The sequence below is a fragment of the Methylacidimicrobium cyclopophantes genome, from assembly GCF_902143385.2.
Lineage (GTDB): Bacteria > Verrucomicrobiota > Verrucomicrobiia > Methylacidiphilales > Methylacidiphilaceae > Methylacidimicrobium > Methylacidimicrobium cyclopophantes.
Genome location: NZ_CABFUZ020000095.1, coordinates 1 through 20,721, shown reverse-complemented (window position 1 = coordinate 20,721; position 20,721 = coordinate 1). Strand labels below are relative to the sequence as shown.

At 60.3% G+C, this 20,721-nt stretch carries 19 protein-coding genes, 1 rRNA gene and 1 pseudogene; 7 read left to right on the top strand and 14 right to left on the bottom strand.

The window, feature by feature from the left end; translation table 11 throughout:
* Positions 1-169, bottom strand: a 16S ribosomal RNA gene (locus FN369_RS03440); the annotation flags it as partial.
* Between the two features lie 351 nt (positions 170-520).
* Between FN369_RS03440 and FN369_RS03435 the strand changes: the two genes are divergently transcribed.
* Both FN369_RS03435 and FN369_RS03430 read left to right on the top strand, forming a co-directional pair.
* Positions 521-2,335 carry an ArnT family glycosyltransferase gene (locus FN369_RS03435; RefSeq protein WP_142524810.1) on the top strand — a complete coding sequence of 605 codons (1,815 nt, stop codon included), beginning with the start codon at positions 521-523 and terminating at the stop codon, positions 2,333-2,335.
* The gene (locus FN369_RS03430; protein ID WP_178087655.1) at positions 2,332-3,189 is read left to right on the top strand and encodes an alpha/beta hydrolase; all 858 of its coding nucleotides are present in this window, start codon (positions 2,332-2,334) and stop codon (positions 3,187-3,189) included. Before FN369_RS03435 ends, FN369_RS03430 begins: the two co-directional genes overlap by 4 nt.
* Before the next feature lie 38 nt (positions 3,190-3,227).
* Here FN369_RS03430 and nadB read toward each other — a convergent pair whose 3' ends face one another.
* The 7 genes and pseudogenes from nadB to FN369_RS11445 form a co-directional block, all read right to left on the bottom strand.
* Positions 3,228-4,847, bottom strand: coding sequence for an L-aspartate oxidase (nadB, locus tag FN369_RS03425; protein WP_142524808.1), 1,620 nt, complete (start codon positions 4,845-4,847; stop codon positions 3,228-3,230).
* Between the two features lie 27 nt (positions 4,848-4,874).
* Entirely contained in the window at positions 4,875-6,629 is a 1,755-nt protein-coding gene (gene yidC / locus FN369_RS03420; protein ID WP_142524807.1) for a membrane protein insertase YidC, read from the bottom strand.
* Positions 6,630-6,672: 43 nt separating this feature from the next.
* Positions 6,673-7,041 carry a membrane protein insertion efficiency factor YidD gene (yidD, locus tag FN369_RS03415; RefSeq protein WP_142524806.1) on the bottom strand — a complete coding sequence of 123 codons (369 nt, stop codon included), beginning with the start codon at positions 7,039-7,041 and terminating at the stop codon, positions 6,673-6,675.
* A complete protein-coding gene (locus FN369_RS03410; protein WP_178087654.1) occupies positions 7,038-7,427 on the bottom strand; it encodes a ribonuclease P protein component in 390 nt (129 codons plus the stop codon). Before FN369_RS03410 ends, yidD begins: the two co-directional genes overlap by 4 nt.
* Before the next feature lie 10 nt (positions 7,428-7,437).
* Positions 7,438-7,563 (bottom strand): annotated as a pseudogene (gene rpmH / locus FN369_RS03405) (50S ribosomal protein L34); the annotation flags it as partial.
* Between the two features lie 10 nt (positions 7,564-7,573).
* The gene (locus FN369_RS03400; protein WP_246189517.1) at positions 7,574-8,668 is read right to left on the bottom strand and encodes a polyprenyl synthetase family protein; all 1,095 of its coding nucleotides are present in this window, start codon (positions 8,666-8,668) and stop codon (positions 7,574-7,576) included.
* An 886-nt stretch (positions 8,669-9,554) separates the two neighbouring features.
* Positions 9,555-9,770, bottom strand: coding sequence for a hypothetical protein (locus FN369_RS11445; protein WP_246189516.1), 216 nt, complete (start codon positions 9,768-9,770; stop codon positions 9,555-9,557).
* A gap of 3 nt (positions 9,771-9,773) precedes the next feature.
* On the opposite strand from FN369_RS11445, the gene FN369_RS11440 reads away from it, so the two are divergent.
* Positions 9,774-10,133: a hypothetical protein gene (locus FN369_RS11440; protein WP_246189515.1), complete on the top strand. Its 360-nt coding sequence runs from the start codon at positions 9,774-9,776 to the stop codon at positions 10,131-10,133.
* Positions 10,134-10,340: 207 nt separating this feature from the next.
* Complete coding sequence (locus tag FN369_RS03390) at positions 10,341-10,991, top strand: MotA/TolQ/ExbB proton channel family protein (RefSeq protein WP_246189514.1); 651 nt, start codon at positions 10,341-10,343, stop codon at positions 10,989-10,991.
* A gap of 85 nt (positions 10,992-11,076) precedes the next feature.
* Here FN369_RS03390 and FN369_RS03385 read toward each other — a convergent pair whose 3' ends face one another.
* The 6 genes from FN369_RS03385 to FN369_RS03360 form a co-directional block, all read right to left on the bottom strand.
* Complete coding sequence (locus FN369_RS03385; RefSeq protein WP_142524801.1) at positions 11,077-12,186, bottom strand: ABC transporter permease; 1,110 nt, start codon at positions 12,184-12,186, stop codon at positions 11,077-11,079.
* A gap of 13 nt (positions 12,187-12,199) precedes the next feature.
* Positions 12,200-13,321 (bottom strand): ABC transporter permease, encoded by a 1,122-nt coding sequence (locus FN369_RS03380; protein ID WP_142524800.1) that lies wholly within the window; start codon positions 13,319-13,321, stop codon positions 12,200-12,202.
* Positions 13,318-15,063 carry an ATP-binding cassette domain-containing protein gene (locus FN369_RS03375; RefSeq protein WP_142524799.1) on the bottom strand — a complete coding sequence of 582 codons (1,746 nt, stop codon included), beginning with the start codon at positions 15,061-15,063 and terminating at the stop codon, positions 13,318-13,320. The genes FN369_RS03380 and FN369_RS03375 overlap by 4 nt, the downstream gene beginning before the upstream one ends.
* An 8-nt stretch (positions 15,064-15,071) precedes the next feature.
* Positions 15,072-15,986 (bottom strand): efflux RND transporter periplasmic adaptor subunit, encoded by a 915-nt coding sequence (locus FN369_RS03370; RefSeq protein ID WP_142524798.1) that lies wholly within the window; start codon positions 15,984-15,986, stop codon positions 15,072-15,074.
* 12 nt (positions 15,987-15,998) lie between these two features.
* Complete coding sequence (locus FN369_RS03365; protein ID WP_142524797.1) at positions 15,999-17,345, bottom strand: TolC family protein; 1,347 nt, start codon at positions 17,343-17,345, stop codon at positions 15,999-16,001.
* 157 nt (positions 17,346-17,502) lie between these two features.
* Complete coding sequence (locus tag FN369_RS03360; protein ID WP_142524796.1) at positions 17,503-18,255, bottom strand: YSC84-related protein; 753 nt, start codon at positions 18,253-18,255, stop codon at positions 17,503-17,505.
* 147 nt (positions 18,256-18,402) lie between these two features.
* On the opposite strand from FN369_RS03360, the gene FN369_RS03355 reads away from it, so the two are divergent.
* The 3 genes from FN369_RS03355 to FN369_RS03345 all read left to right on the top strand — a co-directional run.
* Positions 18,403-19,074: a Tll0287-like domain-containing protein gene (locus FN369_RS03355; RefSeq protein WP_178087653.1), complete on the top strand. Its 672-nt coding sequence runs from the start codon at positions 18,403-18,405 to the stop codon at positions 19,072-19,074.
* A 28-nt stretch (positions 19,075-19,102) separates the two neighbouring features.
* Positions 19,103-20,215, top strand: coding sequence for an LptF/LptG family permease (locus tag FN369_RS03350; protein WP_142524794.1), 1,113 nt, complete (start codon positions 19,103-19,105; stop codon positions 20,213-20,215).
* Between the two features lie 297 nt (positions 20,216-20,512).
* Positions 20,513-20,721, top strand: a 209-nt coding sequence (locus FN369_RS03345) for a hypothetical protein (RefSeq protein ID WP_142524793.1), incomplete at its 3' end; no start/stop codon positions are given.

Sequence of the window (20,721 nt, the reverse complement as noted above, 5' to 3'; positions counted from 1 at the left end):
CCCCGGCTTTCGCCGGGCTATTCCCCACTTCCGAGTAGATTCCCACGCGTTACTCACCCGTTCGCCACTGAACTTGCCCCCTATTGCTAGGAGACAAGCTTCGTGCGACTTGCATGTCTTATCCACGCCGCCAGCGTTCGCTCTGAGCCAGAATCAAACTCTCCGTGATGAAGAGATGATGCTGACTTTCCCGGTCAAGCCGGGATTGCTGTTCCTCCCTTCGTTTCCGAAGGGCGGCCAGCGTCACAAAGCTCTTTGCGAAACTTGGGCGTCCCGCACAATTCAATTCTGTTTCGCTTTGGCGAAACCATTTTCAAAGATCGTTCTCCGCGCCTTTCCGCACAGAGCCGCCTTATTTCCGGCGGAGAAGAAGGAATATGGTGAAAAGCTTCCGCGAAGGCAAGCCCTTTTCAACGAAAATTCTGCTCCAGGGTGACCGCTGCGCTTCCGTTCCCGGAAATCAACCCCGTCTCCCGAGATTTGACAAGAACTACCGCAGAGTCCATGGGATAGTCCCGCTGTGAGCGCAACTTCCGGCTTGCCTCCCGATGCCCGGCCCGCGGCCCTTTCGGCTCTTGAGAGAGCAAAGTCCTGGCTTCTTGCCTTTGCCCTTCTCGGAATTTCCCTTCTTCTCTCCTCTTCGGGCGCGGCCTCGTTGCCGCTCATCGATCGAGACGAACCCCGTTTTGCGGAGGCAACCCGCGAAATGGAACAGAGGGGCGAGTGGTGCGTTCCCTTCTTCAACGGCGCCTATCGCCTCGATAAGCCCCCATTGATTTACTGGCTGATGGCCTTGAGCTTTCGCATCTTCGGAGTCAACGAGCTCGGCGCCCGAGCGCCCTCTATTTTTCTCAGCGCTCTTCTCTGCCTCCTCGTCTTTTTCATCGGTCGCTCCCTTTTTGGCCTTCGGGCGGGTGCCATCGCGTCCTTTTCTCTCGCTACATCTCTGCAAATTCTGATTCACGGCCGGCTCGCGGTAGCCGACATGCCGATGATCGTCTCGGTCGCCTTGGCCCAATGGGCGATTCTTCGCCTTCTGGAGGGAGGAAAAGGCCCCTGGTTCTGGATTCTCTGGATCGCGCTTGGGATCGGCTTTCTTGCCAAAGGCCCAATCGCCTGGGCCGTGCCTCTAGTCACTCTCTTGCTCTGGCGCCTCTTTCTCTGGAGGCATCCCATCCGGTGGAGACGGCTTCATCTTCTGGCGGGCTCGACTGTTATGATAGGAATCGTCTCCCTCTGGGCTATCCCCGCCCTCCTTGCGACCCGCGGAGCCTTTTGGACGCAGGGAATCGGCGAGCATGTATTCCGCCGCGGAGTCGAAGCATTCGACGGTCGACCCCATTTTTGGGGCTACTATCTGGTCTCTTCCCTCGTCAGCCTTTTCCCTTGGTCGGCTTTTCTCGGATGGGTGGTTCTCTCGCTTCGGGAGAACTTTTCTTTTCGCTCTTCTTTTCTCCTCGCTTGGTTCCTCGCCCCCTTTCTCCTTTTTACTCCCTACGCCACGCAGCTGCCCCACTATCTCTTGCCGGGATTTCCCGCGTTTTTCCTTTTGTTGGGGCAGGCGGCGACCAAGACTCGGCCAAGATCGCTCGGCACGGCGGTCTTTTGGTCTATCTGGGGTGTCGGCTTGCTCGGCGGATCTTTTGCCGTTTGGGCGACCTTTGTTCGGGCTTGGGATCCTAGCTATCACGCCCTTCGATTGGCTCTTTGGGCGGTCGGCGGAGTCTTTCTCTCGCTCTGCCTCTTGGCTCTGGTCGCAAAGACCGTCCTGTTCGGCGATGCCTCCTCTTCCCCCCGAGACCGCCCTTTTCGGATTTTCCCTTTCCTCGCCCTCGGCATCCCGGTGCTCGCTCTCGCGGGTGCGTTTTGGCTCTTAGGCTCGAGCTTACGGACCGTCGAACCGGCGCTCTCCCTACGCGGCTTCTGGAAGGACCTTCCCGGAAATACCGTCTACGTTGCGGCCGGCTATACGGAACCAAGCCTCGTCTTTTACTCTCGCCGCCAATGGGTTCTCGAATCCGACGAATCTCCTTCGGGCCTTGCCTTCGCCAGAACGGAACCCGCTTGTTTTCTCCGTTTGCGCCGAGAGATTCCTTTGAAGGACGGTTTCCGCTGGCTCTTCTCCGGGCACCTCCCCGAGCGGGATCTCTCCTCGGCTTCTTCGCCGCACTCGGAATCCGACGACTCCTGGCTTCCTGCGGGCTACGTCGAGGGCTTCGATTCGGCCCGTTTCTCCTGGGTGATTTTGGAGCTGCGGCTTCGCCCGGGGGCGGCCACGATGCCGCCGGCCTCTGGAAGCGGAGTCTCGGGGGAGATGGTTACCCATCCGAAATGAGCTCTCCCGCCCGAGTGAGAGATCCTATCGAAGCCCCACATCTGCAGCCTAACGGGAGCGAACGGCCTCCAATCGTTCTTGTCCATGGGATGTGGGGACGGTTCAGCCTTTGGGGAAGGATCCCCCGTCTCCTTCGGAAATTGGGCTGGCGGGTATTGCCCTACGAGCTGCCGGAGCACGGCCTGCGCTGGAAGAGCGAAGCCGTTCTGGCCGGTTTGGGGATCCGAGATTACCTCGAGGATCTCCTCGATTTCCTCGAAGAGTCTCCCGCATCTCCCATCCTCATCGGCCATTCGATGGGCGGTCTTCTTGTTCTTCTCGCCGCACAGGAGCTTTCTTCCCGTGGGCGACGAGCTCGGGGAATCATCCTGATTACGCCCGCGGGTGCCCGTGGGAGCTTCCTTGTATCCCCGAGCAACCTCCTCTTCTTCTTTCGCCCCTTGCTCCTGCAATGGCGAGGTCTCCGCGTCCACCATCCGACGCGTTGGGAGGCCGACTTTGCCCTTTTTCCTCTCGTCCCTCCCGAAAGGCGCGACGCAATCTATCGGCTCCTGGGGCCGGAGAGCATCCGGCCGCTTCTTGAGATAGCCTTCTGGCCCTTCGACCCCCATCGCACCACCCGGCTTACGGCCGGCGCCATCGACAGCCCTTGCTATCTCTATCTGGGGGGACGAGACCGAGTGATTCCACCTTACTCCTCTCGCCCGTTCCGCAAGGCATTGCCGTACATGGAAGTTACCCTCGACCCGAAAGCCGGGCACATGGTCTTTCACGAAGTCGGCCGCCATGCCTTTTTCCGATGGCTTGTCGACCGGTTGGGACGCATCGCCGCAACCAACGATCTGGAATCATGAGAAGCGGCATCAAAGCAAAAAAGGAGCCCCCCCATTCTTTATCGTTCTCCAATCGGTGTGCCCGAGAATTGAAGGATCGTATCGGCCGGAGGATGGGAGCCATCGGGCTGAGGGAAATCCAGGATGCAATGCAACCCTCGACTTTCCCGCCGTTCTAATGCCGAGTCGACGACCAACGATGCCACCAGCACGAGATTGCGCAGATCGATCAAGTCCGCATTGAGGCGATAGCTCCAATAATACTCGCGAATCTCCCGTGCGAGATTTTGGAGCCGCACGCCCGCGCGCCGCAACCGCTTCCTCGTTCGAACGATCCCCACATAATCCCACATGAGCTCACGAATCTCTCTCCAATTGTGGGCGACGACCACGAGCTCATCGGGATCCGCGGCGGACCCTTCGTCCCAAGCGGGAATCGCGACTTTTCGCGAAAACGGCCCCTCCGCGGAGCTCGCCCGTGCCGCCCGATAGGAGACGACTACGGCCTCCAGGAGAGAGTTGCTCGCCAGACGGTTGGCCCCGTGCAGACCGGTGCATGCGACCTCTCCCGCTGCCCAGAGACCCGGCAATTCCGTTCTCCCATCGACATTCGTCACCACGCCTCCGCACTGATAATGAGCGGCGGGAACCACGGGAATGAGATCCGTGGCCATGTCGATGCCATACCGAAGACAAGCGGCGTAGATCGTCGGAAACCGCCCTAGAAGAAAGTCCTTTCCCTTTCCGCGGATGTCGAGATAGACGCACGGATGTCCGCTGCGTTTGATTTCGGCGTCGATCGCACGCGCGACTACATCGCGCGGAGCAAGCTCGGCTCTCGGATCAGCGCTCGGCAAGAACCGATGGCCTTCCTCGTTGAGGAGAAGGGCACCCTCCCCACGCAACGCCTCGCTGATGAGAAAATTCTTTGCCTGAGGATGGTAGAGGCAGGTCGGATGGAATTGAATGAACTCCATGTTGGCGATCGACACCCCTGCCCGAAAGGCCATCGCAACGCCATCCCCGGTTGCGACATCCGGGTTGGAGGTGTAGAGATAGACTTTTCCGCACCCACCCGTAGCGAGCAAGGTGTGATGAGAGCGAAAGGCTTCCACCTTGCCCGATCTGCGGTTGAAGACGTAGCATCCGACGCACCGATTCTCCGAGGAATATCCGAGCTTACCGAGCGTGATCAAATCGACGGCTTGGTGGTGCTCGAAAACCTGAATCCGAGGATTGGCCGAGACAGCCTGCAAGAGGACCTGCTCGATCTCCCTCCCGGTGGCGTCGTCTACATGAAAGATCCGACGCCGGCTATGCCCTCCTTCCTTCCCGAGATCCCATTGCTCGCCATCCTCGCCCGGACGAGTTGCAAAGCGCACGCCCAAGCGGGAGAGGTCCTGGATCCGCTCGGGTCCATCCTCCACGATCGTTCGGACCACATCCTCCTTGCAGAGCCCGCCACCGGCGTCCAGCGTGTCCCGGATATGCAGGTCGAATGTGTCGGTCGAGGAAGCGACGCAAGCGACGCCTCCCTGCGCATGAAAGGTGTTCGATTCCCGTGCGGCCCCTTTCGTCAGAATCGCAACCGTCCCCCTCTTGGAGGCTTCCAGGGCGTAGAAGAGGCCGGCCAGACCGCTGCCGATGACCAAGAAGTCAAATTCTTTCGGAGTTTCCATGCGACCCGCATACCTCGCCGGCTCGCGTTACTTTCGCAAGGGCAGTCTCGGCGTTTTCTGCTTCTTTACGCGGTGCAGCGTGGGCACGGGCTTACGGAGATTCCAATAGGTCTGCCCGATCGACACGAGATTGTTCACTGTCCAGTAAAGCGGCAAAGCCGAAGCGAAATTGTAAAAGAAGGCGAGGAAGAAAACGGGCATCCACTGCATCATGCGGGTCTGCGGATTTTCCGCTTGCGGTGAATTCATCCGGGCGAGAACGATCTGCGTGCCCACCATGATGAGCGGCAACGGGTTGATATCGAGACCGAGGAGGGGGAGGGTTGCGACGGTGTCGGGACGGGTGAGATCGTGAATCCACAAGAAGGATTGATGGCGCAACTCCACCGAGCTTTGCAGCATCGTGTAAAAGCCGATGAAGATGGGGACCTGCACGACCACCGGAAGACAGCCTCCGACCGGGTTGACCCCGAACTCCCGGTAGAGTTTCATCATCTCCGCCTGCATCTTGTCGGGCTGATCCTTGTATTTGGCTTGCAGCTCCTTAATTCGAGGATTGAGGGCCTGCATCTCCTTCATGTGGCGGTTCGCGGCCGACTGGAGGGGCCAGAAGATGGCCTTGATCGCCATGGTGAAAACAATGATGACAACCCCGTAGTTGGGAAGGATCTTGTGCAACTGGACCATGCACCAGAGCAGCGGTTTCACGATCCAGCCCCAAAAACCGTAATCCATGATGCGCCCGACTCCCGGCCCCAGGCTCTTAAGCAGGCTGTATTCCTTGGGTCCCGCAAAAAAGGAGAACGTCGTGCCCAAGGAAGAAACGGGCGGAAGCACGATTTCCGGAAAGGAGGCCCAAGCATCCAATCCCGACGGCGGCTGCCCCTTTCCTCCTCCGGGGAAGTCGAGGAGCGGCTCGCGAGCGCAAAAGAGCCGGTCCGGTAGAAGGGTCCCAGGCGGCAGAAGAACCATGGCGTAAAACTGACTCTTTACCGCAACCCAACGCAGAGGCTCTATCGGGCTATCGATCTCGGAACGCGCCCCCCTCCACTGCAATCCCAGGAGGCCGGCCGGGCTAAAATCCGGGAGGCCGATCCGGCCATATTTCCCCTGGGAAGTAAGCCAATTCGCCGCAATGGTCGCCGGGGGATCCTGCCGATGGATCGGCTCTCCCAGTCCAACGAAGAGCTTCCATCGGGGAAGGGTGACTTCCCGGGGTGCGGGGTTGGCCCACTGCTGTTCGAGCCGAATCTTGTACTCTTGGTCCAGCCGATAGCGCCGCCGCAGCTCCACCCCGTTTGCAAGCGTGCGGGAAAAGACGATCTCCTTCCCTTCCGGATTGCAGCGATACGCAACGAGAGCCATTCCTTCGTCCCAACCCGTCAAATTCATGATCGGCTCTCGGCTAAACCGGTTGAGGACAAGGGTCTCCTCTCCGTGCGCACGCTGGTTTTTTAGCTCGATCGAGCGGATCGCGGCCCCCCAGGAGGTGAAAGTGACTTTCATCTCTGCATTCTCGAGGACGGCCGTCTCTTCGGGGGGAAGAGATCCCGGCGCGGGGAAGGATTCCTTCGGACGGATTTCGCTTCCCTCTTCTTTAGCGGCGGCTCCCGTCCCCGTGGTGGGGAGCTGCAACTCCTCGGGGGAATCGGCCTTCTGCGCTGCATTCTGGGCCACCTTCGGCGGGGGGCGCATATGCCCATAGCGGGAGTAGACGTACCATTCCCACGCAAAAAGGCCGAGGATGCACAAGATCAGCCCGATCCATCCCTTTCGATCCATCGTATCCTTTCCTAATCTATCGCATTCCGGCTAATCCTCTTTTCTATCTCTTCCTCGGTTCCTCAGACGAGCAAGAGCTAGCAAAAGGTTTTCGCCCGGAAACAAAACCATCTCCTGCACGTTTTGGGAAAGACGGAATCCTCGGTTCCCGTTCCGCGGCCTTCTCTCTCGTAGGAACAGTGCCGATCCCTGGAACGGGATCCCAACCAGAAGTGCCCCAGGGATGACAGCGAAGGAGTCGTCCTACGCAGAGCGGCACTCCCCGCCAGTAGCCATACCGCTCCACGGCCAGCCGGCAATATTCCGAACAGGTCGGCACGTGCCGACAACAACCGTAGAGTCCCAACGTTTGCCGCACCGGTGTCAGCACCACTCGGTAGATCGCCAGAATCCAATGAATGCCTCGCTTCACATTTCCCGAGCCCGTGCCGCCAATCTCACCATTTTCTCCTTGAGCTGCCAGAAGTCGAGCGAAGCCGCCGCCCGCTTGGCCATCCAACCGTACACCCAACGATCCCCCGGTCGATGGATCCAGCGACGAAATATCTCGCGCATCCGGCGCCGAACGCAATTACGAACGACGGCTCCTCCAATTTTTCGAGGCGTGAGAAAAAAGACCTCTCCGGAGATCTCGGGGTCGCGGGGCAAGACGAGCAAAAGGAGCGCCGCATCGTTCAGGCGTCTTCCCGACGCGAAGAAGAGACCAATGGCACGTCGCTTTCGTATCGTCTTCGTCGGAGAACGGCTGGCCGATGTTCCGCTAAGCGCCCGTATGCCGGGCAAATTTGCGCTCGACACTCTTGGGAACGAGCCGGTATCGGCCTTTCGCCCTCCTGCGCCGAAGAACGATCCGACCGGTACGGGAACGGGTTCGCTCAAGAAACCCGTGCTGCCGTACGCGGCACCGTTTTGAAGGCTGGTAGGTTCGCTTCATCCGTTTTTCCTCACTTTTTCTCCACTTCCTCCCCTTTTCGAGGGCCGTTCGGGGCTCTCTCCTGGTAACTTTGCCCAGCGGGAATCTCTTCTATCAGACGCTCCACTTGATTACCAAGGAGATCTACAACCTCCTCCAGCGCTCTCTTGGAATCGCCCGGCGCCAGCACGTCCAATTCACTCCTCGCGCTTCGGAGAATATCCACTACCTTGCCTTGCGTCTTCGGCAAGACCCCATTTTCGGCGAGCAGCGGCCAGAGATCATCCCTCCTAGTAAAGCTTCCCCGATGGAACGCGTCGACCAGCTCGTCGCGCCGGGCTCCGTTTTTTGAATCGAGAAGATAGAGAATGGGAAGGGTCGGTTTTCCGCCCCCCCAATCGGTTCCCAAAGTTTTTCCCGTAGCCTCTTCCTTTCCCAAGAGATCCAAGCAGTCGTCGTAGATTTGATAAGCGATCCCCAGAGCCATGCCGTAACGGCCCAAGGCGCGGCTCGTTTCGTCCGACACACCATTGAGCCAGGCGCTGACTTCGCAGGGCATCCGGAAGAGCTCGCCGGTCTTCCGCTCGATGATTCGGAAATATTCTTCCTCCCGAAGACCCCAATCGAAACGCCGCTGCGTCTGCAAAATCTCCCCGGAGCAAACGGTGCAAACAGCGGTCGCCACTCGCTCCACGGATCCTTCCGGCAGCTTTGCGCAAATCCGGAGAGCATGCGCGAAGAGCGTGTCTCCTAAAAGGACGGAAACCTCGGTCCCCCACCGCGAGGTCGCCGTTGGCTCCCCCCGCCGGAGGAGAGCGCCGTCCAGGATATCATCGTGAACCAGAGTGGCCACGTGGATCATCTCGACGACGACGGCCAGATTGATATGATCCGGGCGCACCCCACCGCTGGCGGAGGCGGATAGAACCACCAAGAGCGGCCGCAGGCGCTTACCCCGGCTCGCGAGCAGCGAGTGAAAATAGGGGCGAATCCAAGGGTCCAGCTCCTCCGCTTGCCGCAATACCTCACGGTTGATCTCCTCAAGGGTCTCCAGGAACGCCGCGACAACGCCAAGGCGATCCGCCACATGTTCTTGCCATTTCTGGTCGCTCACCTTCAAAACCATCTCCGTATCCTGCCCGGAACCCTTCTTCGATCGTAAAAAGCGCCGATCACCATACGCACCCGATTTTTCTTCTGTCAAACCGCGAGGGGCGCCTCGTGAATTCCGCTGGCGCGGCCGATCCTAAAAGTTTCCGTCAATCCCCTTTCCCAAAGGCGCTCATCGCCGACCGATCGCCGTCGCGTGTCGATGCGGACCGAACTCGGCGAAGAGAATGAGGTGCTCCTCTTGGCATAGGCAAGCCGAATCCCCGATGATATAGTTTCGCTCCATGCAGACAAAAGCTCGGTCTCGAATCGGTGGATTCTTGATCGTCTCGCTGCTTCTCCATCTTCTTCTCACCCTTCTGTTCACTTCGGGAATCGGAAGTCGTCTCTTTCCGTCCGCTCCTCCTCCAAGCCCTCCTCCCCCCAGCCTGACCATGCTCCAAATGGTCTCGCCGGACACCTTCATTCCCACGGAGGAGTGGCAAAAAAGCGACCAGGTCGACCCCCGGACTCCCCTGCAATCCGAGCGCAACACGGCCTTGCGCAGCGAGCGCAGCGGACCGCAAAAAGATTCTCCCATCCCCCAGATGGAAGGACATCCTCGGGCCTCCATGACCTACCAAGACCAGCCGGGGAGCCGGCCCTCCCCGCCCCGGCCTTCCGGCCCTGGGCAGCCTTCCCGCCCGCAGCCGCAAAGCACGCCCTCCCCACAAGCCGCCCGATCGAAGCCCGCTCCGGCGCAAAAGGAGACGGAACAAGCAAAAACTGCTCCCGAGCGCCCGAGGGAGGCCCAGAAGGAGCAAGAGAAGAAAATCGTCAAGGAGGAAGCCGAGGCGCCGAAAGTGGCCGACCCGCGCCGGCCCGATGTTTTTCCCCGGGATCTACCGGATGCCAAGCCGCTTCTACCTCTCTCCCCCGAGAAGCCGAAGAAGCCGGATGAGACCGCAAGCCAAAAGCAGGGAGAAAAGCTTGCCGAAGAGGCGTCCCAACCAGAGGCCCAGCGCCCGCGCCCCCGAGATCCGACCGAGGAGAGTCAGCAGCGGCCCGAGCAGAAACCAGAGCCCGAGGCAGCTCCCCCCCCGGCTCCTCCCCCTTCCCCGGCCTCCGTCCCAAGGCACCGAATGCAACTGACCGGCGGCCGCACCGCGGAGATTGGACCGGCGTCCCCCGCTTCCCGGGAAACCGAATTGGGCCGCTACAAGGCCCGAATGTACCGTGCCATCGGCTCTCGCTGGTATCTCGAAGTCGAGCAGAACATGGCGCTGCTCGCTCTCGGAGCCGTCCAGGTGCGATTCTACGTCCAATCCGACGGAACCATCCGGAACCTGCAGATTGTCTCCGAGGAGGGGCGAACCGAGGTGCTGCGCACGATCTCCAGCGATTCGGTCCGGCTCTCGGCTCCCTTCGAACCCTTTTCCGAAGGGATGAAAACTCAATTAGGAGGGGGCTTCTGGGAAGAAATCACCTTCACCATCTACTAACGACGATCGCTTCTCCCTTGAAAAAGAGTCCGTTTGGCCCACCGGTTCCCTCCTCGCAACATTCGACTCGCCTTCTTCTCTTCTTCATGCTAATCCACGGAGCAGCGAATTCGCTCTCGCGTGCATGCTTGGCCGCAGGCGGGTTCGCTTTCGTGAGTCGGTCCTAGAACTATTCCCTCTGAAAGAGGTAAGAGAATGGTCAGCCATATGAACCTCTCGGACGTCTTGAGTTCCGCGGCGCGCTTTATCGACGCCGCGGGCATCTTCATTTACCCGGTCGTCCTCTGTTCCATCATCGGCTTGGCCGTCATTCTGGAGCGAGGTTTCGCCCTTCGGCGGCGGCGCATCATCCCCACTCCGCTGGCTCGCGCGATTCAAGAGCTTGGTTGGGGAGAAAGCCCGGAGCGCGTGGAAAAGCTCTGCCAGAACGAGAAAACGGTCCTCAGCCGGCTGGCGCGTTCCTGCCTGCAAAACATCACCTGGTCTAAATTCGAGAACACCGAAGCCTTGCAGGTGAAAGCACGCGCCGAGATTGCCCAACTGGAGAGGGGGCTCGTCATCCTGGAAATCATCACCGGAATCGGTCCCTTGCTCGGACTCTTGGGTACGCTTTCGGGCCTGATCACGATCTTCGGCAACGTAGGGACCCACGGGATGGCTACGCAAGGAGCCGCCATCGCGCATGGCATCTCGGAGGCCCTTCACACGACGCTCGCCGGCTTGGCGATCGCCGTTCCTTGCCTGATCGCCCATAGCATCTACTCTCGCCGAGTCGAGGCGTTCGGCGTCGAATTGGAAAATCTCTGCTCCGACCTGCTCGCCAAGATTTATACAGAAGCTCCGACACCCGAATATTAGTTTAGCGGGCTCACGACCGCTCGTCGTCTTCGAAACCCTTCCAAGCGGGATGCGAGCGGGCGCGGATCGAGACGAACCGCCAGGCTTACCCGACCCTCCGTCGAAAGACTCCCCAGGCAGCCAATAGGCTGATCGAAGCGATCAGTGCCATCGGGATATATTGCGGCCAGACTTCCGCGAAGCCGGCCCCTTCCAGAAAGACGCGCCGGACGACCACCAGGGCAAAACGCAAGGGGTTGAGGAGGGTAACCCATTGGACCACCTCCGGCATGTTGCGAAGGGGAGTGGAAAAACCGGAAAGGACGATGGCGGGGCTCAGGAAGAAAAAGCTCCCGAGAAGAGCCTGCTGTTGGGTCATCGAAATGGAGGAGATGATCAGTCCGACGCCGATGACCGCGAGGCTAAAGAAAGCCAAACCGACGTAGAGCGCGAGAAGGTTCCCGACGAAGGGGATGCGAAACCAGAAGATTGCGGCCAGAAAGATCAACGTGACCTCTCCCATGGCCACCAGAAACCCGGGGATCACCTTTCCCAAGACGATTTCCCATGGCCTCATGGGGGTTACCAAAAGCTGATCGAGGGTTCCGATTTCGCGCTCCCGCGCCACGGAGAGGCCGACGGTCACGATGGACACCACCAAGGTCAAGGTCGCCAGCAGTCCCGGAACGATAAACCAGCGGGACTCCAAGTTCGGATTGTACCAAGCCCGCGGCCGAAGAACACCAGCCGGCGGCTTGATCCCGTGGAGGGGTAGCCAGCTAGCGTTGAAATCCTCGACGATCTGGTTGACGTAGCCGAGCAAGATGCCGGCGGTGTTCGAATTTCTCCCGTCGACGATCACCTGGATCCGGGCGGGAGGCGAAGCGAACAGATTCCTACTGAAGTTTCGTCCGATGTGAATCACGAGAAGGACCTTCTTTCGGTCGATCACCTTTGCGATTTCTCCGTTGGAATGAATATACCCCAGGCATCGGAAGGCCCGAGATCCCTCGAAACGGGCGAGCAGCTCCCGCGATGTCCCGCTGTTTTCCTCGTCGTAGACGGCGTAGGCGACGCGGTTGACATCAAAGGTCGCCGCATAGCCGAAGATGATCAATTGAATCAGGGGAGGACCGATCACCACGAATCGGCTCCGCTTATCGCGGAAGAGAGCCAGCAACTCCTTTACGATCAATCCGAAGATCCGCTGCCGCATAGGACTGCCTTTTTCATTCCAAGCTTCTTCGGGAGATCCTCCAAGCGTTTCCAAGGAAGAAAGCCGCCATCAGGAAAAGGGCTACCAGATTCGGTAGGATCACGCTCCAGACGTTCCCGGCGAGAAAGATCGTTTGCAGGAGCGTAACGAAATACCTCGCGGCAAAGAGGTAGGTGAACAACCGGATCGGTTCCGGCATCGAGGCGATGTCGAAGATAAAACCCGAAAGGATGAACGCGGGAAGAAACGTCGCAACGATCGCCACCATGCTCGCCAGAAAGGTGCTTCGAAGCGCACTGGAAATCAGCAGCCCCATCCCAAGCGAGGAAAGCAAAAAGAGGGCCGAAGCCAGGGAGAGCACCCAGACGGATCCAAGGAGCGGAGCACCGAAAAGCGCGACAGCCATGACCACGCAAACCGCCATCCCCCCCATGCCGAGGACGAAATAGGGCCCGGTTTTGCTCCAGAGGATCTCCGCCATCGAGACGGGGGTCGAAAGAAGGGCTTCCATGGTCCCCCGCTCCCACTCCCGCGCGATCACCAAAGCGGTCAAGAGAGCTCCGACCAGGGTCATGTTGATTACGATAACACCGGGTGCCAGGTAATGGCGGCTTTCGAGCGCGGGATTGAACCAGATCCGGCTCTCCACTTCGACGGGGAGGAGGAGCGGTTGTCCGGAGGTGTTCGCTTCCCATTGCAGCCATTGGCTCCAAACCCCTTGGAAATATCCTTCCAAGAGTCGCGCGGTATTCGCATCCACTCCGTTGACGATGAGGGAGAGAGGGGCGTTGCCCTCGCGCAGCCCCCGCCTGGTGAAATCGCTCCAAAGCCAGAGAATCGCTTCCACCTTGCCGTCGCGCATGGCCTCTTCGGCTCCTCCAATCGCTCCGTAAGGCTCTGGCGAAAAGTAACGAGACCGTTCCAAGCCCGCCACGAAGCTTGCCGTGAGCGGGTTCGGGTTTTCGACCACGACGCCGATGGGCAGCCGCAGCGAATCGAGAGAAATCCCATAGCCGTAAATCAAGAGCAAGACCGCGGGCAAGACGACTCCGATTGCGATGCTTGCGGGATCGCGCCATATCTGGATCCACTCCTTTTTCCAGAGAGCCAGAAAGCGGACGAGACCGGATCTCATCCCTCGCTTCTGCTCCTTTCGATCAGGCGGACAAAGGCCTCTTCCATCGAGGGCTCGGGCATTTCCGGCGTGCGGAACGGACCTTTGATCTCTCCGGGCGTCCCTTCGGCAAGGATTCGCCCTTCGGCAATGATGATGAGCCGATCACAAAACTCGGCTTCGCTCAAATGATGCGTCGTGATCAGCACCGTCACCCCTTGCTGCGCCATCTCTCCGATTCGAAGCCAAAGCTCCTCTCGGGCGAACGGGTCCATTCCCGAGGTCGGCTCGTCGAGAAAGAGGACATCGGGCTCATGCAGCAGAGCGCAGGCCAGCGCCAGCCTCTGCTTGTAGCCCAGCGGCAGCGATTCTGCATCCGCATCTCGATGGACGGCTAGCTCGAACTCCTCTTCCGCCCAGCCGATGCGTTCCGCCTGACGCTGCGGGGGAAGACCGTAGGCTCTCGCGAAGAATTGCATGTTCTGGCGCACCGTCAGCGAGCCGTAGAGCGAGAACTTCTGCGCGACATACCCGATGCGGGCTCGGGCCGAAGCGGCCCCGGTGCGGAGGTCGACTCCGGCGACGCGGGCTACCCCGCCCGACGGGGGAAGGAGGCCGCAAAGCATCCGAAAGGTGGTCGATTTTCCCGCCCCGTTGGGGCCGAGCAGACCGAAGACTTCTCCCGCCCGCACATGGAAGGAGATCTTCTTTACCGCCTCGAACCGTCCGAAGAAGCGAGAAAGCTCCCGAACGACGATCATGTCCTGATCGATCCGGCCACTTCCAGCGGCCGACGGAGCGCTCGGCCGCTGCATCACGCCCTCTCTTTTGTGGCGTCCGCCGAGAGCGGCCAAGAAAGCATCGGCAAATCGAGGAGCCACCGGCTGGATTTCCACGCCGGCAAGACCCTGAGTCGCCAGCTCTTCCGCAAAAGGAGGCTCCTCTACGAGCAGCCGAACCCCTTCCCCTTCGATCGAGGCGCTCAAGACACTCGGGAGCCGGGCTAGCCGGGAGTGGAGGCTGCGGGCAGGAATCTCGTTCGAGCGGACAAAAACTGTTTTCCCCGCGGCCCGGGTCGCGATCTCCGCGGGATCGCCCTCGCTCAGAAGCTTTCCCTGATGCAAGAGGATCACCCGCTGACAGCGCTCCGCTTCTTCCAGGTACGAGGTACTCACCACGATCGTGAGGTTCTTCTCCTGCCGCAGCCGGAAAAGAATCGCCCAGAGTTCCCGCCGGGAGAGAGGATCGACTCCGACCGTCGGCTCATCCAAGAGCAAGAGCCGTGGGCGTCCCACCAGCGTGCAGACAAGCCCCAGCTTTTGCTTCATTCCTCCGGAGAGATTCCCGGCCAGCCGATCGGTGAACGGCGCCAAACCAGCCATGTGCAAAAACTCGGCAAAGCGCGCCTCTCGCTCAGACTTGGGCGCTCCCTGGAGGTCTGCGTACAGATCGAGGTTCTCGGCCACCGTGAGATCCTCGTAGAGGCCGAAGCGCTGCGGCATGTATCCGAGCTGCGCCACGAGCTTCTGCTGCTCCCGAACGGCATCGAGTCCGAAGACCGTGACTCTTCCTTCCTCGGGATGGAGCAGACCCGTGACGATTCGCAGAAAGGTCGTCTTTCCCGCCCCGTCGGGACCGACGAGCCCCGTAATCTGACCGGGAGCGATCTCCACGGAGACCCCGTCGAGCGCGCGGACCGCTTTCTCTCCCTTTCCGAAGCGCTTGGAGATTCTCTCCAAAGATACGCAGGGCGCGCCGCTCATCTCCGGCTCTACTCCGTGCTGCAGGGCGGGGGAGGCGGTGGATAAGGCTGGCTTCTCCGGATCTTGACCGTCGCCGGCATTCCCAACCGGAGCCGGTAGTCGGGATTGCAGGCATAGACCCGCACCTCGTAGACGAGCCTCGTCCGCAATTGAGGGGTTTCGACACTCTTGGGAGTGAATTCGGCCGTCGGCGAGATGTAGCCGATCCATCCCGGAAACGCCCGCCCCGGATAACTATCGGTGTAAATCTCCGCCCGCATCCCCGGAAAGATCTTGCCTAAGTCCGGCTCCGGGACGTAGATGCGGGCCCAGATCGGATTGTCGAGGGCTACCGTGAAGACGGGAGCTTGCGGGGTGACCATATCTCCCGGCTCCAGGATCCGCACTTCGATCACCCCGTCCTTCGGTGCCACGAGCTTCCCGTCGTGGAGTTGCCTTCTTGCGAGGACGAGCGCCGCCTCGTCTGCCTTGAGCCGATCCCGCGCCTCCTTCAAGGCGGCAATCGCATTATCCCGATCCTGGAGAGAAACATAGAGATCCTTGGCCAAGGCCTCCGTCCGCCGATAGGTGATCTCGGCGTTCTCCAAGGCGGCTTGATCCACCCGAACGGTGGCTTCGGCCTTTCGCACCGCGTCCTCCAAGCGAGAGATGTCGAGCTCCGCCAGGACCTGCCCTTTCTTGATCCGGTCTCCTTCCTGCACCAGCATCCGTTCGATACGGCCCTCGTCGTAGAAAGCGAGCTGGATCTCCCGAATGTCGATGTTCCCGTAAAAAGTCAGCCACTCCCTGGCTTCCGCCCGAGCGCGGAGCCAGAGAACGCAGCCGACGACCGCCGCCAGAATGACGACGCCTACCAGAATCAGCACGAGGATCCTCTTCCGGCCCGGAACCGCGGGCTGCTCCACAACGGGATTGTTCGCCATCGCCCTCCCCTTTCATTCCTTTTTGAGAAGCTCGTTCAGAGCCTGGATATCCTCGACCGTCAACACACCGGCCGCTCCTTTCAGTTGGACCCGATTCAACAGATGATTGTAGAGAGCAATATAATAATCCCTGCGAGCGCTGCCATAATCGGTGATGACGGTCAACAGGTCGACGATCGAGCGGGTTCCGATCTCGTAACCCTTTTTCGTTCCGTCCAAACTCGTTTTTGCAGACGCCACTGCGGTCACCGAACTCTGGAGCTGCGGAACGCTGCTCTCCAAGTTCAAAAAGGCCTCTTCCGTATCGAGCTTGACCTGATCAACCGTGTTGTCGAGATAACGCTGACTTGCGCGCGCCTGCGCTTTGGCCTGCTTGACCCGGGCGCCGATCTGCCCATCGAAGAAGGGGACCGAAAGGGTCAGAAAGCCGGCTTCCGACTCGATATTCAGGGGAGCCGCATTGATCCCAAGAGCCGCCGACGAGCCCACAAGGGAGAGCACCGGCCACTGGGCACGCCGATTCTGTTCGATCTGCGCGACCGCCGTTTGCAAAAGCGCGCGAGCCTGATGGAGGAGTGGCTGGTTGTCGACGGCCGTCCTCGTCCAGATCTCGATCTGATCGGGTTGCGGCCCCAGCGGCTGGATCGTCCCCACGTCGGCGAGCTTTCCTACCGGCCGGTGGGTGAGCCTTTCCAAGGCTCTTCGAGCGATTGCGACGGCATTCTTCGTTGTCGTCAAAGTCGATTGCGATGCATCGAAACGGGCCTTTGCCTCCGAAGTGGCGATGACATCTCCCCGGCCGACGGCGAGAAAGGCCTGTGCCTGTTTCCAGACGCTCTCGAAGAGATCTCGCTGCTCGGCGGCCACCCGCTGGTTGGCTTCCGCCTGGAGTACCGTCAAATACGCTTGTACAACTCGAAGGATCAACTGCTGCTGCTGGTAAAGCACCATGGCATGCTGCGCTTGCGCTTGGGACTTGGCGACCCGCAACGCCGCAATGCTCTGTCCGTCGAGGAGAGGCTGGGTCAAGAGAACCGTGTAATACTCGGCCGTGGTGCCCGATGCGAAGCTGAAGACATTACCGAAAGAGAGGTTCAAGCTGGCGACTCCCGCTCCCCCATAGGCTTGCATCTTCGGTCCGAGCGCCCAGCGCGCCACCGAGATTCCTGCGGCATTGGCGCTGAAAAGATCTTTTTCCCGAGCCAAAACCGGATCGGTGCTCGTCGCCTGACGGAAAACCTCCAACAGATCCTCGCCGCGGCAAGGCCAAAGAACTGCCGGGCAGACGAAGACGACGATCCCGATGGACCACGAGAGAGCGGCATGGATCGGAAGGAGGGCCGCCACCAAGCGTTTCATTCGAGAGGTCTCCGGTGCATCGAGACTTTTACGGACGGACCGACCGCCATCCACCTCCGGATTCCTTCGCTTGAACACCTCGTCCTGTTCCTCCTTCCTCTCCCCGGAGCCCGGCTCCGCCGGAATTCTGCTCCCGGGCAAAAGATGCTCGCAAGGGCTATTCTCCCGTCGGGGGAGTGCCCGAATTTCCATCCGGCGCCTCGCCGGTTTCCGCCGACTTTTCTTTCGAGCCGCTCTTCCGGTATGGGCGTTCGAGGGCTTCGGCGAGGATCTTTTCCTTCTCCGGAGGCCGGATCTTTCCAGCGAGGATGTCTTCGGGATTGACCTCCCGTCCATAATACTCGCGATTGGTCTCCGGTGCCTCTGCGATCACCGTCCCTTCGAGCGAGAGCCCGCCGAAGAGTCCCTGACTGCGGCTATACGTGTAGACGGCGGCGAACGGAGTCACCGCTCCTTCCGCAGTGCGGCCTACCGGTCCGGCGGCGGCGCTAATGTCTGCGCCCAGCGTCACGTTGCCGCCGCGAGCGAATGCTTGGACCGCTTCCGGCGTATTCAATACGAGCACAAACTCGGTTACCTCGGCGCCGATCTGCAGACCGAATCCAAGACCCCCGGTAGCGATCGCCGACGGCCCCGACCATCCCTTTCCGGTCTTGGCGACGACCAAGCCTCTTCCACCCCGAGCGCTCACCAGAAAGCCCGCCTTGATTACCGTGAGGAGGGCCAATCCCTTGGAATCTTGGAAAACTGCCTCGGGAATCCCTCCTTCGGGCAGCGACTTGAACCGCCGGATAATCTCGGCCGATTGCTCGACGCTCCTTTGGAGATCCCATGCACGAGCCGTTCCGGCCCAAAACGCGCTCCCAAGCAAGATCCCCCCCAAGACGGCCCCGGCGTATCTCGCCCGCATCGCCCTCCTCCGCCCGCTCCGGCTCGTCCGCGCGGTGTCGTCTTCTATGGCTCTCCCGAAGGAGGGAAGGCAAGAGCAAAAGCAACGAGAGGGCCTCCCCGCCTCGATTCCTCTTTTTCTTTCTTTATGAAGGAAGGTGCTCCACAATTGCGATTCAAGAGCATCATCGAGATGGCTCCGGTAGGCCTCATGAGCTACTTGGTCTGGATCCTTTCCCTGTTTTTTTTCCTCCTCGGAATCGACCGCTCTTCCGCCCAAGGGGATGGCCGGCCCCTCGTGCTCCAGCCGACCCTTGAGGAGACCGATCGAGTTCGCGCCATTGCCCAACCCGTAGCGCAAGCCCTTCTGCGAACCATTCGAGAGGAGCTCACCCATGCTCTGGCGACAGGGGGTCCCGCCGAGGCCGTTTCGGTCTGCCGGATCCAAGCCCCGCTACTCACCAAGGAGGTGCGGGAACGAGCGCAGCCGGCCGGCACGATCTTTTTGCTCAAGCGCACTTCGGATCGCGTGCGGAACCCGTCGGACGCAGCCGACCCCGTCGAACGGCAGGCTCTCCAGATCTACCTAGAGGCCGCGTCACGACACGAGCCTCTTCCGCCGGACCTGCTGCAAAAAGTCGTCGCCGGCGGGCGGACCACCTACCGCTACTACCAGCCGATCCGCGTAACGGCGCTCTGCCTCACATGCCACGGCGATCCGGCGACTTTGCCGCCCGATGTGAAAGCCAAACTTCGCGAGCAGTACCCTCAAGACCAAGCCGTCGGATACAAAGATGGGGATTTCCGCGGTCTGGTCGTCGTGGGTTTGAACTCGCCCTGAGAGACTTCCACATTCCGGCCCAAACACGGTGAAGATCCTTTCGCGCTATCTTTTCTCCTCCTTTCTCAAGCCCCTTCTCTTCTCGATCCTCGGCTTTCTCTCACTCCTGGTCCTGGCCGACCTCTTCGGTTCGCTCGAAGATTTCATCACCAACAAAACCCCTACCGCGACCATCCTCTCCTACTACACCGCTTTTTTGCCGGCGGCTCTGATCATTGTCGCCCCACCCGCCACTCTCTTTGCCGCGCTCTACTGCTTGATGCAATTCCAGCGCCACAGCGAGCTGATCGCCATGCAGAGCTGCTGCGTCCCGCTCAGTAGGATTTTTTCTCCTTTCCTCGTCGTCGGCATCGGTCTCACCGCCGTGCTCCTGGCCGTGCAACTCGGTCCCGGCGGCAATTCGCAGGCGAAGCGGGACCAGATCATGGAGCAGATCAAGGGCAATCGTTCCGTCGTCACCTCGATCCGAGGGATGATCTTCCGGGAGGAGGCCCAGCATCGGATCTGGTACTTTCAGGAAGTCAACCTGGCGACCAAAGAGGCGCACAATCTCGAGGTCCTCGTGCAGAACGCCCTCGGAGTCGATCAGAAAAAATATTTTGCCCGCCGGGGAATTTGGCGGGATGGCCATTGGGTCTTGATCGACGTCAATCGCATCGACTATGACGCCGCCGGCAACTTTCGCAACTCCACCCGCTTCCCCGAGCTCTCCCTCCCCTCTTGGGAAACTCCGCCCCGTCGCATGGTGGCCCTTCAGACCAAGCCACGAGATCTCGATGCCCGCGAGCTCTGGAAGCTGATCGAAAAGCCCGGGCGGCTTTCCGCCAGAACCCTCGCCCCCTACAAGATCCAGTTCTACAACCTTTTCGCCGAGCCCTGTTCCGCCTTCGTCCTCCTCCTGCTGGGACTTTCGGAGGGGGCCCGGCTCAATCGGAGACACCCGACCGCCGGCGTCTTCCATGCGATCTTCATCCTAATCGCCTTTTTCTTGATCTATCGGTTTTTCCTAATCCTCGGCCAGGGCTCTCGCATTCCCGCTCCGCTGGCCGTGAGCATCCCTCTCGTCGGCTTCCTGATCTTTGCGCTCTTTCGATTGGCTCCCCTCTTCGGTATCGAACCACGACGCCTCCTCGCAAGCTAGATCGCTCGGGATCGAGCGGGCTGCGAACGGACATGCTTCCGGAAGTTCGCCCCCGAGGGACAATCTGCCGCCAAAATTTGGCAAGACCGCGATAGCGGATTATCATATTTTTCTTCTACTCTTGGCGGCATGAGGCCCCGCCGGCGGCGATCCGAAGTTTCCCGACTTCTCGTTCGGATAAAAGGCCCAGCCGTCCGCCCATCTTCCGCCATAGTCCTTTGTTTGCTCTTCCTCTGTGCGCACGCGGGATACGCCGAAAGCTTCGAGCCGTCCGCCTCCGCTCCGCAAAGCCCGACCGTGCTGCCCGAGGTATCCGTGACGGCCGCTGCTCCGCCCGCATCGGACGTTTTGCCGACGGAGAGCTCCTCGGTCTACGGACTCGACCTCTCGGTTCTCGACACCCCACGGCAGGTGACCCAGGTCAACCAGACCCTGATGCGCTCCTCGGGGATGACCGCCCAAGGCTACCTCGATCCCTTGAGCACCGCCTTCCTGATCCCGGGGGC

Coding starts and splice junctions, on each gene's coding strand:
- FN369_RS03380 (WP_142524800.1), bottom strand. CDS start 13,321: ATGAGATCCGGTCTCGTCCGCTTTCTGGCTCTCTGGAAAAAGGAGTGG.
- FN369_RS03370 (WP_142524798.1), bottom strand. CDS start 15,986: ATGGCGAACAATCCCGTTGTGGAGCAGCCCGCGGTTCCGGGCCGGAAG.
- FN369_RS03430 (WP_178087655.1), top strand. CDS start 2,332: ATGAGCTCTCCCGCCCGAGTGAGAGATCCTATCGAAGCCCCACATCTG.
- yidC (WP_142524807.1), bottom strand. CDS start 6,629: ATGGATCGAAAGGGATGGATCGGGCTGATCTTGTGCATCCTCGGCCTT.
- FN369_RS03375 (WP_142524799.1), bottom strand. CDS start 15,063: ATGAGCGGCGCGCCCTGCGTATCTTTGGAGAGAATCTCCAAGCGCTTC.
- FN369_RS11440 (WP_246189515.1), top strand. CDS start 9,774: ATGCAACTGACCGGCGGCCGCACCGCGGAGATTGGACCGGCGTCCCCC.
- nadB (WP_142524808.1), bottom strand. CDS start 4,847: ATGGAAACTCCGAAAGAATTTGACTTCTTGGTCATCGGCAGCGGTCTG.
- FN369_RS03360 (WP_142524796.1), bottom strand. CDS start 18,255: ATGCGGGCGAGATACGCCGGGGCCGTCTTGGGGGGGATCTTGCTTGGG.
- FN369_RS03365 (WP_142524797.1), bottom strand. CDS start 17,345: ATGAAACGCTTGGTGGCGGCCCTCCTTCCGATCCATGCCGCTCTCTCG.
- FN369_RS03385 (WP_142524801.1), bottom strand. CDS start 12,186: ATGCGGCAGCGGATCTTCGGATTGATCGTAAAGGAGTTGCTGGCTCTC.
- FN369_RS03390 (WP_246189514.1), top strand. CDS start 10,341: ATGAACCTCTCGGACGTCTTGAGTTCCGCGGCGCGCTTTATCGACGCC.
- FN369_RS03400 (WP_246189517.1), bottom strand. CDS start 8,668: ATGGTTTTGAAGGTGAGCGACCAGAAATGGCAAGAACATGTGGCGGAT.